This window comes from Thiothrix litoralis, from assembly GCF_017901135.1.
Taxonomy (GTDB): Bacteria; Pseudomonadota; Gammaproteobacteria; order Thiotrichales; family Thiotrichaceae; genus Thiothrix; species Thiothrix litoralis.
The window spans coordinates 123011-138321 of record NZ_CP072801.1 but is presented as its reverse complement, the minus strand read 5'-3'; the positions used below and the strand labels follow the sequence as shown (position 1 = coordinate 138321).

The 15311-nt window shown below is 55.9% G+C and carries 11 protein-coding genes; 1 reads left to right on the top strand and 10 read right to left on the bottom strand.

Annotation, left to right across the window (positions count from 1 at the left end; translation table 11 throughout):
• Positions 1-4: 4 nt before the first annotated feature.
• From J9253_RS00700 to J9253_RS00685, 4 genes are all read right to left on the bottom strand, one after another.
• On the bottom strand, positions 5-3061 hold the full coding sequence (locus J9253_RS00700) for an efflux RND transporter permease subunit (RefSeq protein WP_210222852.1): 3057 nt from the start codon (positions 3059-3061) through the stop codon (positions 5-7).
• Positions 3058-4260: an efflux RND transporter periplasmic adaptor subunit gene (locus tag J9253_RS00695; protein WP_210222851.1), complete on the bottom strand. Its 1203-nt coding sequence runs from the start codon at positions 4258-4260 to the stop codon at positions 3058-3060. The genes J9253_RS00700 and J9253_RS00695 overlap by 4 nt, the downstream gene beginning before the upstream one ends.
• Positions 4261-4348: 88 nt before the next feature.
• The gene (locus tag J9253_RS00690; protein WP_210222850.1) at positions 4349-4810 is read right to left on the bottom strand and encodes a GbsR/MarR family transcriptional regulator; all 462 of its coding nucleotides are present in this window, start codon (positions 4808-4810) and stop codon (positions 4349-4351) included.
• A 130-nt stretch (positions 4811-4940) separates the two neighbouring features.
• A complete protein-coding gene (locus tag J9253_RS00685; protein ID WP_210222849.1) occupies positions 4941-5543 on the bottom strand; it encodes a zinc ribbon domain-containing protein in 603 nt (200 codons plus the stop codon).
• Between the two features lie 211 nt (positions 5544-5754).
• Here J9253_RS00685 and J9253_RS00680 point away from each other — a divergent pair, with 211 nt between their 5' ends.
• The gene (locus J9253_RS00680) at positions 5755-6171 is read left to right on the top strand and encodes a hypothetical protein (RefSeq protein WP_210222848.1); all 417 of its coding nucleotides are present in this window, start codon (positions 5755-5757) and stop codon (positions 6169-6171) included.
• Positions 6172-6486: 315 nt separating this feature from the next.
• Here J9253_RS00680 and J9253_RS00675 read toward each other — a convergent pair whose 3' ends face one another.
• The 6 genes from J9253_RS00675 to J9253_RS00650 form a co-directional block, all read right to left on the bottom strand.
• Positions 6487-7719 (bottom strand): efflux RND transporter periplasmic adaptor subunit, encoded by a 1233-nt coding sequence (locus J9253_RS00675; protein WP_210222847.1) that lies wholly within the window; start codon positions 7717-7719, stop codon positions 6487-6489.
• Between the two features lie 5 nt (positions 7720-7724).
• Positions 7725-10088, bottom strand: coding sequence for an ABC transporter permease (locus tag J9253_RS00670; RefSeq protein ID WP_210222846.1), 2364 nt, complete (start codon positions 10086-10088; stop codon positions 7725-7727).
• Positions 10089-10107: 19 nt separating this feature from the next.
• Positions 10108-10833, bottom strand: coding sequence for an ABC transporter ATP-binding protein (locus J9253_RS00665; protein ID WP_038140629.1), 726 nt, complete (start codon positions 10831-10833; stop codon positions 10108-10110).
• Between the two features lie 54 nt (positions 10834-10887).
• Positions 10888-12711: an SLC13 family permease gene (locus tag J9253_RS00660; protein WP_210222845.1), complete on the bottom strand. Its 1824-nt coding sequence runs from the start codon at positions 12709-12711 to the stop codon at positions 10888-10890.
• 80 nt (positions 12712-12791) lie between these two features.
• Positions 12792-13913: a PQQ-dependent sugar dehydrogenase gene (locus tag J9253_RS00655; protein ID WP_210222844.1), complete on the bottom strand. Its 1122-nt coding sequence runs from the start codon at positions 13911-13913 to the stop codon at positions 12792-12794.
• A 22-nt stretch (positions 13914-13935) separates the two neighbouring features.
• Positions 13936-15264: a mechanosensitive ion channel family protein gene (locus J9253_RS00650; RefSeq protein WP_210222843.1), complete on the bottom strand. Its 1329-nt coding sequence runs from the start codon at positions 15262-15264 to the stop codon at positions 13936-13938.
• Positions 15265-15311: the final 47 nt, after the last annotated feature.

Here is a 15311-nt window from a genome sequence, read left to right as displayed (position 1 = left end):
CAGGTCATGGCTGGTTGATGGGGAGCGTTGCAACCTTACCCCCCGGCAACATCCCCCGCAACCTTTGTTTCAAACTGCTGACCACGCTGAACAGCGACGGCACAAACAGCAGTGACAACAATGTGGATACCAGCAAGCCGCCGATGACCGCAATCGCCATGGGCGAGCGGAATTCACCACCGACCCCCAGTGCCAAAGCGCTGGGAACCATGCCCGCCACCATGGCAATCGTGGTCATGACAATCGGGCGGGCGCGTTTGTGACCCGCTTCCAGCATGGCTTCATGACGATCCAACCCGTTGCTGATGCCGTGGATGGCGAATTCGACCAGCATGATGGCGTTCTTGGTCACAATGCCCATCAACATCAGGAAGCCAATGAAAACCGGCAAACTGATCGGCTTGTCAAACAGGAACAGCGCGAAAATCGCCCCGCCGATACTCAGCGGCAAGGACAGCAAAATGGTAACAGGCGACACGAAACTGTCAAACAGGATAACCAGCACCACGTAAACCAGCATGATCCCCAGCCCCATAGCCAATGCAAACCCGGTGAACACCTCTGCCATCACTTCGGCATCCCCGCCGCTCTGGATCGCCGTGCCTTCCGGCATGTTTTTAGCGGACTCGGTGGCATACACTGATTCCAGTGCAGGCCCCAGAATCGCGCCATCGGCAAGGTCAGCGGCAACTGAGGTGCGGTTGCGGCGGTCATAGCGTTCCAGACTGCTGGGGCCTTCCGCAAAGGCAATGTCGGCAACCACGCCCAACGGCACGGACTTGCCGCTGCTGCTGGGGATGCGTTGCCCCGCCATTTTCATCAGGTTGCGGCGCACGTCTTCACGCATCCGCACCACAATCGGGACTTGCTGGTCGCCTGCGTTGAATTTAGCGAGGTTCGAGCCGCTATCTCCCAGTGTCGCCACGCGGATGGTGGAGGCCACCGAACTGGCGGTAATGCCCAATTGCGCCGCCAATTCCGGTTTCGGGGTAATGCGGATTTCCGGCTTGGAAACAACCGCAGCCGTGGTCACATCCTTGAGTTGCGGCAACTTGCCCATGTCGGCTGCCAGTTTGTCGGCGGCTTCGCTGACGGCGGCTTCCGTATCCCCTAGCACAATGAGGTTGACATCACGTTGACCATTCGGGGCGAGTACATGCAGTTTGACATCAGGCACATCGGTCAACCCTTGCCGCAAAACATCTTCCAGTTCAAAGGCGGAACGCTCACGCTCTTCTTTTGGCCCATAATTGATGGTCAGCCGCGCTTCGCTAACATCGCCTGAGCCACCGTCAACATAGACACTGTTGACCTCCTCGACCTGCTTGATCCTGCCTGACACCAGCCGGGAAACCGCACGGGTATCCTCCAACGTCGAGCCAGCAGGCAATTCCAGCGTCAGCAGCGAACGACCTTCATCACTGACTGGCACAAAATCAGTCGGCAACAAGGTGGCGGAAAAAATCGAGACCACGAAAATCACCAGCCCCGCCGACAAGGTGATGGCACGGTGCGCCAGTGTCCAGCGCAAAATGTCGAGGTAATGGCGCATAATGAAACCATCCCCGGTCTTTTCCACATGCCCCGGCTCATCACGCAACAGGTAAGCCGCCATCATCGGCGTAATCAGCCGCGCCACCAGCAGCGAAAACAGCACCGCAATCGCCACCGTTAGCCCAAATTGCTTGAAATACTGCCCGGCAATGCCATCCATGAAACTGACCGGCGCAAACACCGCCACGATGGTGAAACTGATCGCAATGACCGTCAGGCCGATTTCGCTGGCTGCCTCTTCGGAGGCCGCGTAAGCCGTTTTCCCCATCTTGATGTGGCGTACAATGTTTTCGATCTCAACAATGGCATCATCCACCAGTATCCCCGTCACCAGCGTAATCCCCAGCAAGCTGATGGTATTCAGGGAAAAGCCCAGCCATTGCATCGCAAAAAAAGTCGGGATAATCGACAAGGGCAAGGCCACCGCAGTAATGAGGGTTGCCCGCCAGTTACGTAAAAACACCAGCACCACAATAATCGCCAGTGCTGCCCCTTCGTAGAGCGTTTCCATCGAGCTTTCAAAATTGCCCTCGGTGTAAACCGTGGTATCGTCGATCATCGTCAGCCTGGTATTCGGGTATTCTTTGGACAACTCAGCAACCCGTTCCTTGACACCCTCGGCGGCTACCATGTCGCTGGCGCCGGTGGCACGCAGAATGCTGATCGCAACCACCGGCTGCCCGTCCAGCATGGCAAACGAGCGGGTTTCAGCCGCGCCGTCGATAACCTTACCCAGATCCGCCAGCCTGACCGTGCTGCCATTGCTCAGCGACAGCGACGTTTGCGCCAGTGCTTCCACCGTGGTGACACTGCCGAGGGCGCGGATGGTGAATTCCTGCCCGCCCAGATCGCCGCGTCCGCCGCCCAGATTGACATTGGTACTGCGTAACTGGCTACTGACTTCCGCAGCCGTCACGCCCAGTGCCAGCAGGCGGTCGGGGTCAAGTTCCACCTTGATTTCACGCTCTGCACCGCCCTTGCGCGACACCTGCCCGACCCCTTGCGCCGTTTGCAAGCGCCGGGCAATCACGGTATCCACAAAATACGACAGGTCTTCAATGCTGCGGGTCGGGTCAGTGACAGCATAGGTCATGATCGGCATACCGGTCACATCCAGCCGTTGGACGACAGGCTCAGTGATGGATTGCGGCAAGTCGCCGCGCACTTTGGCAAGCGCATCCTTGACAGCGTTGAGGGCGCGGTCGGAATCGGCAGACAGTTCAAATTCAATGGTGGTGCTGGAATACGAATCCGATGCCACCGAGGTAATGTGTTTGACACCTGCGATACTGGCGATGGCATCTTCCACCGGCTTGGTCACTTGGGTAATCAGCTCGGAAGGGGCAGCGCCTGCTTGCGAAATACCCACCGTAATGATCGGTAGGTCGATGTTGGGGAAACGGGTAACTGGAAGCTGTTTGAAAGCCACCATCCCGATCACGCACAACACCATAAACAGCGCAATCGCGGGGACAGGGTGACGGATCGACCAAGTAGACATATTCATGGGGCTGCTCCTACCGGAATATCCAGCACAGGTCGGGCAACCTTCACCAGATCACCGTCACGGAAAAAGTTGCCTGCCCGCACCAGCACGGTTTCGCCTGCGGTCAGTCCCTTGATGACTTCGCGTTTACCGTCAAACAGGATACCAGCCACGATGGAACGTTTCTCGATGACCCCATCCTTAACCACGGTAACAGCATCACCTTCCGTATTGGATTGCACCGCAGTGCTGGGAACCATCAGCGCCTGTTTCTTGTTGACGGTAATCCAGCCATCGGCAAACCCGCCGGAACGGATGGCCGGATTCTTGTCCAGTGTGATCCTGACCAACCCCAAACGGGTTTGCGGGTCAACCGTTGGTGAAACGCGCCTGACTTTCCCGGTCTGGTTGCCCGCCCCGGCGATGGAAATATCGGCCTGATTGCCGGGCTGGACACCATTCAGGGCAGTTTCAACCACCTCAGCTTCCAGCTCAATGTCACCATTAGCAATAATTTTCAGCATGGGTTCGCCGCCTGTGCTGGCAATCGCGCCCTGTTTGGCGGTACGTTGCGCAATGATGCCGCCAACCGGTGCTTTGATGGTAGCGCGGGACAGGTTGAGGGCAGCAAGGTCGCGTTGCGCCTGTAACTGGGTCAATTGTGCGGCGGCGACATTCAAACCTTCCTTGGCGGAATCAAACGCAGCTTGCGCCACACCAGCGGCGGCTTGGCTGTCATCCAGCGTAGCGGTGGGAATGCTGCCGCTGGAACGCAGGCGCTGGTTGCGCGTCAAACTGGTGGTGGCTTGCGGCAGGTTGGCTTTGGCAGAATCAATCTGGCTTTGCGCCTGACGTACATTAGCCTTGGCGCGGACGACATCCGCATCGGCCTGCGCCAGTTGCGCTTCGAGGGTGCGGGCATCGAGCTTAACCAGCACATCCCCTGCTTTCACCGTGTCACCGATGTCCACCAGAATTTGCTGGACTTCATAACCGCCAATCTGCGGGTTGATCAAGACTTCCTCTTTCGCCACCAGCGTACCGGAAACATGCGTCCGTGCCAGCAAATCGCCCAAAGCCACGGTTGCCACCGTCACGGTTGGGGTATTCTGGCTATCAGCAACCATGGCATCAGCACCCACACTGACCTGTGAAGACAGGGTTGCCGCCAGCAGCAGCGGGATAAGGATGCGGAGTGAGGGCTTGTAAATGGGCATCATGTTTTCCTTACCTTGTTCAGTATGTTTACTCACAACTAAACAATATGATGAAAAAAACGCCCGCCGGACTTGGCAGGCTCAGGGCTACTCAGCCTTGTTCGAGTTCTTGCAGGAGTGTTCCCATTTGGCGACCGACCACACTGTAGAAGTGCGCCATTTGCTGGAGCCGCTCGGCGGAACCTTGAATGGAGTCGGGAACGGTTTTGGTGGCGGTGGTCATGATATTTTCAACGCGCTTGATCCGCGCCACGCCTGCCTTAATAATTTTCTCACCGGGGTCTTTTGCCAGCCGGTAATAGTTTTGCCGATCGCCCGGAAAGCTGACCCGTTCGATCACGCCGAGGGTGGAAAGCAGCCGCGCATTGGTGCTGATACTGCCCCGGCTGACTTGCAGAATGTCTGCCAGCTCACCAAAGCTGACCGGGCCACCGTAAACGATCAGATAACCGACCATCCGCCCCGCAATACGTGGCAGGCCATCGGCTTCCATAGCAAGCCCCATCTGTTCGATGAACTCAAGGACGGCGGTGTTGGTAGGTGTATCATTCATGGCTGTTAGTATAGGTGTTTACTTTGTTTTGTCAAGACTAAACATCCAAAGTGATGCTATAAAAAACCAAGGGTACGCTCATTGATTTTTACAAAAATTTACAGGATTGCCGGTTGACATCCTCCCCGCCCTAAAGAACGAGGATTCCTCCTGCGAGACGGCTATGCCCAGCCGCGAGAATGTTCCGAGCTGCATTGACATCTCTGTCGTGCAGCGTGCCACACTCGGCACACATCCATTCTCTTATTCCAAGTCCTGCTCTACCTTTCGGGCTGCTGGCGGAAAGACTGCCGCAACACGACCAGGCTTGGGTAGTGTACGCTTCGTCGACTTCCTCAAACACCACTGACCGCGCGATCGCTTTGTATTTCAGTTGAGTTTTCAACATGAACCAGCCTGCATCCAAGACACTTTTTGCCATCGTGGTTTTGGCTAAGGCGGAACTGCTGACGTTGCCGACAACGATGGCAACCACTTCCTGAACGGTGGTGGAGTGGATGATGAAGCCACGTTCTTGCTTGATGCCTTTGAGCTGCTTTTGCAAGTCGAACGCGCTGATGTTGTGACGTATCCAACCTACGCCCGGCACGGGAATAGAACACCACTCAGCGGTTTCCGCATTGGCTGCATTCCAGTCCTGATTCGCCTCAAATGCCATGCGCGACAGAATCGCCGCGTGTTTGTCGCGGATTCTGACCGATAGTGTTTTGAGGGATGTTGTGGGGGCAATCATCAGCCGATGATGACCCGTTTAGGTGTGAGTGACAACGGGGAAATGGCATGAAAGGTCGGAGATACGCCACCAACGGATAGGTTAGCTAAAGACGCTTATATCCCCGACCTGAAGGACGGGGCTTTACGCGAATATTGGTAATAAAGAGGGGGCTTGCTATAATCAAGACCTTCCAGTACATAAGGTTCACTCCCCTTTTTTGAGGTTTTTGATGACAGTTCGTTATCCGTGGAATGCATTTCCTGCTGTCTGGATTCATGCCAATGAGTCAGCAGTCAAACAACATCCCACTTACCTTGCTGCCAAATCCGGCGACCCTGACTCTGCCTACCTATTGGTGGATGCCTTGTTAAACCCAGTCACAGTCGGGCAATTAGCGCTAGCCTTTGGCGAACAAAAGCCTATTCTGGTCTCCGCACACGCTGTCGAAGGCGCAGGTGTGAATGCCATCCCCGAGGCATTAGCTGATATGCTGGCTCAACAGTTGGGTTGGCCTACTGACAGCGGTATTATCCAAACCAATATCGTTGCCCACACTGGGGCTGATGGTTTTTCCCGTCTGGCACGGCAAGCAGCATTTGATGGGGAAGTCTCCGCCGGAAATTGCTATTGGGGGCAATCGTCTTGACAGGAAAGCCCCACTCGGCAAACATAGCTTTAACATCACAAACACACGAGCATTTGAGGCAAAAACATGGCAATGAATTTGAACACTGGTGGGAACAACAGTTCGGCTTCGGATTTGACTGCCTTACAGAGTCTGAAGCACGTTACCTGTTCAACACCCCGGATGTTGACCGTATCCGAAATAAAATTGCTGCGGCAATCCAAGGTTGAAATTGCCAGCAGAGTACGCGAATTGGTACGGCTAAAGAAAATCAGGGTGGCGGCGCCAAAATCGTGATCAAGTCCCCGGCAAACCAGCATACGCCCTCTTTCACTCTTAACCCGAAACCCGCTGTGCGACCTGCATCCCCTCAACCAAGCCAGAGCCGGGATACAGAATCACGCTATCGCCCGCGTTCACCCCTTCGGTAATTTGCGCCTGACTCCCGTTATTCTGCCCAACCTTGACCATTTTCAGGTGCGCGACTCCGGCATCGACCGTAAACACTGCCCAGCCGCCTGCATCGCGGAACAGCGCACTGGATGGCACGGTGAGCGCATCCTTGGCTTCCCACACCACAATTTGTGCTTCCACCCGGAAGCCGTGGCCAAGGCTGGCACGCCGTTCCACCGGGTCAGTAAACTGGATGATGGCATTAACACGCTGCTCGTCAACCCCCAGCGCAGAAACCTTGGTAAAACCCCACGGTTCCACCCGTTCGACAATGCCGTTAAGGGGATAAGCCCCACCCCAGTTGTCGATCAGGACACGGTTGCCCACCGCGACCTTGACGGCATCGGTGGAAAGCAATTCCACCAATACTTCCAGATCGTTGGTGACATCACCGATTTCCAGAATGGGCGTACCGGCAGTAAGGGTGGTGGCACTGCGTTGCATGACTTGCAGTATCCGCCCGGAAACCGGCGCTTTCAGCGGAATCGCGTGCTGGTCGGGCTGTTTGCTGGTAGCCGGAGTGCTTTTGTCATCAAAACCGATCAGTTGGGCGCGGGCATTGGCGAGGTCAGCTTCGCGCATTGCAATGGCAGCCTTGCTCATGTCGGCGCTTGCTCCGGCGGCGCGGGCGGCATTGTTGGCTTGGTCGAAAGCGGCCTTGGCAATCAGGCGGCGGGCGTAGAGCGTGCTGGTACGTTCCCGTTCCGTATCCGCCAAATCCTGATTGGCACGGGCTTTGTTGAGGTCGGCACGCGCCATGCGCAGCGCGGCTTCTGCCGAGTTGATGGCAGCTAACCCTTGCTGGCGGGTGCGGATGTCGAGCGCCGCCGGGTTAACCGGCAACATGCGGGCAACGGTTGTCTGCCCACCTTCCACGGTATCGCCCGGTTCCACATCGACGCGCAACAATTGCCCGGCAATCGGGGCTGACAGTACGTAAGTATCACTCACCTGCGTTTTGGCTTCTTCATCAATGGTCACGACCATGTTGGCCTGGGTAGCTTGCCCCATATCCACCAGCACCGGGCGCGGCCAGAAAGCGTAGGTCAGGGCTACTGCCAGCAAAATGCCCGTCCCCAATATCATCCATGTGCGTGATTTTTTCTTGTTTGCCATACGGTTTACTCCCGTGTTTTGAGTGCGGATACCAGATCGAGCCTGTCCACATCGCGTTTGACCAGCCACCCGGAAATGGCTGATGCGCCCAGCACGGCGAGTGCGGCGACGCCATAACTTTCCGGCACGAAGATCGCCGGGATACTGTAAAGATCGGTACTGAAGGCGACCGATACCGCCATCGACAGGTAATACCCCAGCAGCGAGCCAAGCGGCAGTGCCAGCAGGGTAATAATGCCCAGCTCACCCAGCAGGATGAACCCGGTTTCCCCCGTGGTCAGGCCAATAACCCGCAAGCTGGCAAGGTCACGGGAACGTTCCGCAAAGGTGATGCGGGCGCTGTTGTAGACAATGCCGAAGGTAATGATCCCCGCAATCGCAGCCATGACATAGCGGATCGCTCCCGCGCCGGTATCCATCACTTTCTTGAAAGCCGCGCGTGATTCTTCCCGTAAGCTAACGCCTGCTACAGCGGGCATGTCCTTAAGCTTGTGGTAAATGGCAGCACTGCGGGCGCTGTCGATACGCAAATAAGCGCCGGATACGCGGTTCTGTTCCTTGAGCGCCTGATTCAGTGTGCCAATCTGCATGTAAGTCGGCGCACCCAGCAAGGCTTGGGCAACACCGACCACGGGTACTTGCAGCACTGGCCTGCGGCCTTCGCGCACCTCGACGGTCAGCGTTTCACCGGGCTGGATATGCAGGATGTCTGCCAGCGATTTCGCCAGAATAATGCCGTCTGCACGCACGTAAATGGCCTGCATCTGGTCATCCACCGCCCGGTTGAGACGCGGTTCCGCCACCAGCCCTCTGATGCCGCCACGATAGGTGTACAGGCCATGGCGCAAGGTGGCGGAAATACTGCGGAACGGTTCCACTTCAATCACCCCTTCCATGCGCTGCAATTCATACACAGTCTTGTCCAGCAGCGGCTCGACAAAACTGACGGTGACATCACTGCGCTCAATCACCCCGAAATTCATGTCCAATACCCGGTCAAAACCACTCATCAGGCTGATCATGGCGACGGACAACGCCATCCCCGCGCTAATCCCCACCACCGCCGCCAATGCCCGCCCCGGCTGGCGGATCAGCCCGCGCACCACAATGCGGCTGGGCTGGTCAAGCACTGCCTTGAGGGTTTTGCCGATCCCCACGGAACGGCTGTAATCCGCTGGTGCAGGTGGGCGCATCGCCGTCGCTGGTGTCAGCGCAAACACCTTGCGCAACACAAACACCCCACCAACCGATGCCGCCAGCACACTGACGGCAACCCCCGTCAGGAAAGCCGCCGGGTCAACCTGAAACACCAGAAACGGAAACTTGTAATATTCCTGATAAACGCTGCTAAGGCTCCTGCCCGCCAGCACCCCCAGCAGGCAACCCAACAATGCCCCGCTGATAGCAATCGCCATAATAAACTTGAAATAATGCGCCCCCACTTCCCCGCTGGAATAGCCGAATGCCTTAAGCAAGCCGATTTGCTCGCGCTCGGATTCCACCATCCGCGAAATGACGATGTACAACAGGAAAGCCGCCACCCCCAGAAATATCGGTGGCACGCCTTTGCTCGACATCGCCAAACCCTTGATTTCCTCACTCACAAAGCGGTCGGAAAAATGGTCATCCACCCCATACGCACCGAGACCGCCATAACTCGCCAGCATCCGATCAAGCTGATCCAGCACCTCAGGCAAGCGGGCATCCCGCGTCAGGGTCAGCAGCGCCTCATTAAACGCGCCCTTCAGATCGTAGGCCGCCGCCAGCGAGTGTTCGCCCATCCAGATCACCGCAAAGCGGGCATCATCCGGCATCAACTCCCCCGGCGGGGTGGAATACAGGAACTCCGGGGCTTGCGCCAGCCCGACAATCTGAAAGGTACGCTTTGCCCCGCTCATGGTGGCGGAAAGTTTGTCACCGGGCGACAGACCATGCACCTTGGCAAAGCCTTCCAGCAAGAGGATTTCATCAGGACGGGCGGGGTCAAGACGCCGCCCCGCCGAGAGGTAAAGGTCATTCAGACGCGGTGGTGCAAAGTCGGGCAGTGACACCGCTTGCGCCCGCACCGGCACGGCAATGCCGGGCAAATTGATCAGCGCCCCGGCATTGATGCGCCCTGCCACGGCGGCCACACCGGGAATTTTGGCGATATTGTCCAGCAGGTGTTCAGGCGCACGTTTGACCGGCGCGAACACTTCAGCAAAACGGTAACGCTCGTAATAGGTGCGCTTGGTTTCTGTCAGTGAATTGATCAAGCCATCCATCATCACCAGCATCAACACGCCGAGGGCGATGACCACTGCAATCGCGATGGCTTGGCCTTTTACCCGCCACAAGTCACGCAGCAGCTTGTGGTCAAGCGGTGTCATGGGTTTGCCCCTGCCTGCCTTACCATTGGATGTCCTCCGCTGACAGTTTGGTGGTGTTCACCACCACTTCGCGGATACCGCCATCGGCAAAGTCGATCACCCGGTCGGCCATCTTGGCGGTAGCGGCGGCGTGGGTAATGATCAACACAGTCGTGCCCAGTTCGCGGTTCACATCCTGCAACACGCGCAACACGGCGCGGCCTGTGTGGCTGTCCAGCGCCCCGGTTGGTTCGTCGCAAAACAGGATGGTCGGGCGTTTGGCAATGGCACGGGCAATGGCAACACGCTGTTGTTCACCGCCGGACATTTGCGCGGGGAAGTGATCCAGCCGCTGCTCCAGCCCGACCAGCGCCAGCGCCTCGGCTGGCTCCAGTGGGTTATCGGCAATTTCAGTGACCAGCTCGACATTTTCATAAGCCGTCAGGCTGGGCATTAGGTTGTAAAACTGGAACACGAAGCCAACGTGGTGGCGGCGGTACAGGGTAAGCTCGCGATCACTCATCGCGGTCAGGTCATCCGCAAAGAAATGCACCACACCATCCGTAGCGCGATCAAGCCCGCCGAGGATATTCAGCAAGGTGGATTTGCCACTGCCGGATGCGCCTAACAGCACCACCAGTTCACCGGCGGGGATGTCAACATCCACCCCGCGCAGGGCGTGTACGGTTGACGCGCCCGTGCCGTAGACTTTGGTGACACCTTGTGTCCTGAAAGCAGGGAGCGTTTTGTCGATGAGATGCGGCATAAATATATTCCGTCACCCGTCGGGATTGCGCTTGCTGACTGAACGGGTGATTGTCTAGTGTGGCAAGTAATAAAACATCGGCAATAACACACTGTACGCCAACCACATAATGATGGTTAGCGGCAGACCGACACGCACAAAATCCATGAACTTGTAATTGCCCGCCGCCATGATCAGCAGATTGGTTTTGTAGGCCATTGGCGTCATGTAGCTCATGTTTGCACCAAACAGCACTGCAATCACAAACGGTTCCGGGCTTAATTGCAGCGAATGGGCAATACTGATGGCAATCGGCGTACCGATGACCGCTGCGGCATTATTGGAAACCACATTGGTCAGAATCGCCATCAACAACATCAAACCACTCAGAATCATCGCAGGCGGCGCTCCCGCTGCCAGATGCAGGAATTGCCCCGCCAGAAACTCACTGCCCCCCGTCACCGTCAAGGCATGCCCCAGCGCAAGACTGGAAGCCACAATCATAATGACCGGCAAATTCAAGCCACGGATAACATCCCCCCAATCAATGCAGCGGGTGAGGATCATCAGCAAGACCCCGGCAATCGCACTAATCGCAATCGGCAGAATTTTAAACGCTGCCAGCAGGATAATGCCGAACATGATCAGCAGTGCTAGCGGGATTTTTTTGGAATACGGCAGGTCAGTCGTGCCTTCCAGTACGAAAAAATCTTCCATCAGCGAAAGGGCATTGATGCGTTCGCTGGCACTTTGCACCAGCAAAATATCGCCCAGTTGCAGGGTCAAATTACCCAGACCATTTGGCAAGGCTTTGATCTGGTGGTGACCCTCGCGATGCACACCGAGTGCTACCAGATGATACCTGCTAACGAAATCTACCGATTGCAGACTTTGCCCCAACAAAGGCGAACGTTGGTGAATGAGGATTTCAGCGAGTTGTTGTTTGCCATTATTGAGGTGTTCATGCCCGTCAAAATCCGGGTCATCAGGGTGCAGAATGACCCCCAGCACTTGCTCAAACTGTTTCAGTTTATCCGGGGTGTCATGCACCAGCAGGCGGTCATTGGCACTCAATACTGTGTCGGGCAGGGGTTTTAAACCTTCCTTGGCACTGCGGCGAATCGTAATGATCTTAAGTTCACCGTCGGTTTTTTCGATGACTTCCTGCACTCGCTTGCCATCGGCAAAACTGCCAGCAGGAATATGCAGGTGGGCAGTGAAAACACGGTTGATAGCATTGTTGGCTGTGGCAGGCTGCTTGGGTAACATACGCGGGGCAATCAGCCACAGAAAAGCCATACCAATGCTTCCCGCAATCGCGGCGGGCAGGACAAAATCAAACATTTCAAACTTGGTCACGCCCATTTCCGCCGCCACGCTCACCACCAACAAGTTGGTGGACGTGCCAATCGTCGTGCCCATGCCACCCAGCAAGGTCGCAAACCCCATGGGCATGAGGATGCCGGAAGCCGAACTTTTGGTACGCGCTGCCACGTTAATCAAGATGGGGATCAGCAATACCACAATCGGCGTGTTATTGATGAAAGCGCTCAACACCGCTGAAATGATCAGGGTTGCCAACAGGGAAAGCATCGGGTGCTTGCCCCAAAGTTTGGCAAGCATATAGCCAACCGGTTCGAGCGCCCCGGTACGTACCAGCCCTTGCCCCGCCACCATCAAGGCGCACACCGCGATCAGCGCCTCATGCCCGAAACCGTAGAAAAAATCGACGGGTTCCACCACGCCGTCAGAGCCTTGGTAAGGAAATAACGCAAAGCCCACCGCCAACGCAGCAAGGATCAGCAAACAGGACGTTGCCAGCGGGATACGTTCGCGACTGAACAGGAACAACGCCACCACCGTCAGAATGAGCACTGCAAGGGTATGGTTGTCGAGCATAGGACATTCCTCATTTGACTGGTAAAATGCTTAGACATTACCCCTTGCCTACGCCCGCCGCAACATCTGAGCTGTATTTCCTAATCCGACGCTTCCAGTCGATACAAGCCGCCCTCATCCTCATCGGTTAACACATACAAATAACCATCCGGCGCTTGCTGAATATCACGGATGCGCCCGATGGCATTTTCCAGCAAACGCTCCTCACTGACGTAGCGGTTGCCATCCAGTGTCACGCGGGAAACCAGCTCAGACTTGAGTGCGCCAACAAATAGATTACCGCGCCAAGCAGGGTATTTATCCCCCGTATAAAAAGCCATGCCGGAAGGCGCGATGGATGGCTTCCAGTAAAGTACGGGCTGTTCCATGCCCTCCTGTTGCGTTGCCCCTTTCCCGACAGCACCGCCACCGTATTCCTCGCCGTAAGTAATGACAGGCCAGCCGTAGTTGGCTCCGGCGCCTTCGATATTGACCTCATCGCCACCTTGCGGCCCATGTTCACACGTCCAGACCTGTCCACTAACGGGGTGCAGCGCCATACACTGCATATTGCGGTGGCCATAGCTGTAGATTTCTGGTTTCGCGCCGGGTGTATTAACGAAAGGATTATCGGCAGGAATCCGCCCATCATCATGCAGGCGAATCACGCTGCCCGCATGGCTGGAAAGGTCTTGCGCACTATCACGCTCTCCCCGGTCGCCTAGACTGAGATAGACATAACCGGCACGATCAAACACAATCCTTCCACCGAAATGCTGCCCTGGGTCTGATTTTGGCGTGGCTTCAAACAGCACTTGCCACTGGGTGAGTGCGCCATCCTGATACTGCCCACGCGCCAAATGGGTGCTGTAACCCCCTTTACCCTTACCAGCATAGGCAACATACAGCCAGTGGTTTTTAGCAAACTGGGGGTGAAGGGCAAGACCCAGCAAGCCGCCTTGCCCGTGTTCTTCAATGGCGGGCAAGCCGCTAACGGGTGCAGCCAGCAACTTGCCGTTGTGGATGCGGCGCAAAGTGCCGGAACGTTCGCTGATGAGGATTTCACCATCAGGCAGAAACGCCATGCCCCACGGTTGCTTGAGGCCATCAACGGTTTTCACGGCACTTACCCCTGCCGCCACGGGAAAAGGCAGCATCAACAATAAAACCAGCGTAAATGCCAGTAACCAGCCACCAAACAATCGTTGTTCAGGATGGTACATAGATACCTCGCTAATCCCTCACTTATTTTGACACGAATTGTTTCACCACCGCCTCATCCACACTACGCACATGCAAATCACGCTGCGGGTAAGGAATTTCGATGCCGTGCTCGTGGAATTTCTCCCAAATGCGTAACATCACGGCACTCTTAACATTAGCACAACCATTCATGGGATCGCTGACCCAAATACGTTGTTCCAAGTCCACCGAGTTGTCACCGAAGCCTTTCAGCAGGCAAACCGGCCCCGGATGTTTGAGTATCCGAGGGGTTTCTAAAGCGGCCTCGACACACAAGGCCATCGCTTTTTTGACATCGGTATTGTAATGCACACCCACCGGGATTCTCAGGCGCACATTGGTATCGCTGTACGACCAGTTTTCCACCTGATTATTGATCAGCTCATCATTAGGGATCAGATGCTCCGTGCCATCCCGCGTGATCATCGACACGTAACGGGCGCTCAGCAGGTTTACCCGCCCATAACGTCCACCGACCACAATGGTATCCCCCGGCTTGATGGATTTATCCATCAACAAAATAATGCCCGCAATCAGGTTGGAAAAGACTTTCTGCAAGCCCAGCCCGATCCCGATACCCACTGCACCGCCAAAGAATGCAAAGGTCGTTAGGTCTACCCCCACCATGTTCAAACCGACCAAGAACGCCAGCATCAGCAACATGAATTTGGAGACTTTCCCCAGCAAGGCTTGGGTGGAAACGCTCAGGTTGGGATTATTGTACAGCGAGCGTTCAATCAGATTGGCTGTCACCAAGGCCAACCACACAAACGCCGCCACGGACAAACTCGAAGACACCACGTCATACAAGGTGAAGGCATCCTTGTCAGACCCCAGCTTGATGCTTTCCAGCCAATCAACGATTTTGGATAAGTAGCCGAGGATGTCGAGCGCCGCAATCCCCCAGATCAAGGTTGCCACGGAACGGCTCACCGTTGGATTGGTGATAAACGCCGAAACCAAGCGAATCATTGCCCAAGCAAAGGCCAGATCATTGATCGTATTCATGATCACGTAGGGTATTTTTAGCTCATGATAGACAAACATCGCCAGACGCGTCCACAGCACGAGAATCAGCGGAAAAGAAAGGCGGCGTAACAGCCGATACAGCAATTGTTTCAGCGGCAGGTACTTACCTTCCAGTGGTGCCGGAAAACGTTTACGCACCCACTGGCTGATATAAAACGCCACCACCAGCCCCAGAATGGCGATACCATACTGAATCAGGCGATCAAGACTAAACAGGTTAGCAATAACCCAGTCCTGTACTATATCGGTGGTTTGCAGTAGATCTTCTTTACTGGCTTCCAAGAGCTCTTTGGACTCTGCCATGTTTTTCCCCTAATTTTTGTTAGCCAATCGCGGGATGTTAGCCCGCC

Excerpts from the sequence above, each read along its gene's own strand:
- J9253_RS00660 (WP_210222845.1), bottom strand. The coding sequence starts at position 12,711 with ATGCTCGACAACCATACCCTTGCAGTGCTCATTCTGACGGTGGTGGCG.
- J9253_RS00695 (WP_210222851.1), bottom strand. The coding sequence starts at position 4,260 with ATGATGCCCATTTACAAGCCCTCACTCCGCATCCTTATCCCGCTGCTG.
- J9253_RS00690 (WP_210222850.1), bottom strand. The coding sequence starts at position 4,810 with ATGAATGATACACCTACCAACACCGCCGTCCTTGAGTTCATCGAACAG.
- J9253_RS00655 (WP_210222844.1), bottom strand. The coding sequence starts at position 13,913 with ATGTACCATCCTGAACAACGATTGTTTGGTGGCTGGTTACTGGCATTT.
- J9253_RS00680 (WP_210222848.1), top strand. The coding sequence starts at position 5,755 with ATGACAGTTCGTTATCCGTGGAATGCATTTCCTGCTGTCTGGATTCAT.
- J9253_RS00670 (WP_210222846.1), bottom strand. The coding sequence starts at position 10,088 with ATGACACCGCTTGACCACAAGCTGCTGCGTGACTTGTGGCGGGTAAAA.
- J9253_RS00675 (WP_210222847.1), bottom strand. The coding sequence starts at position 7,719 with ATGGCAAACAAGAAAAAATCACGCACATGGATGATATTGGGGACGGGC.
- J9253_RS00685 (WP_210222849.1), bottom strand. The coding sequence starts at position 5,543 with ATGATTGCCCCCACAACATCCCTCAAAACACTATCGGTCAGAATCCGC.
- J9253_RS00665 (WP_038140629.1), bottom strand. The coding sequence starts at position 10,833 with ATGCCGCATCTCATCGACAAAACGCTCCCTGCTTTCAGGACACAAGGT.
- J9253_RS00700 (WP_210222852.1), bottom strand. The coding sequence starts at position 3,061 with ATGAATATGTCTACTTGGTCGATCCGTCACCCTGTCCCCGCGATTGCG.
- J9253_RS00650 (WP_210222843.1), bottom strand. The coding sequence starts at position 15,264 with ATGGCAGAGTCCAAAGAGCTCTTGGAAGCCAGTAAAGAAGATCTACTG.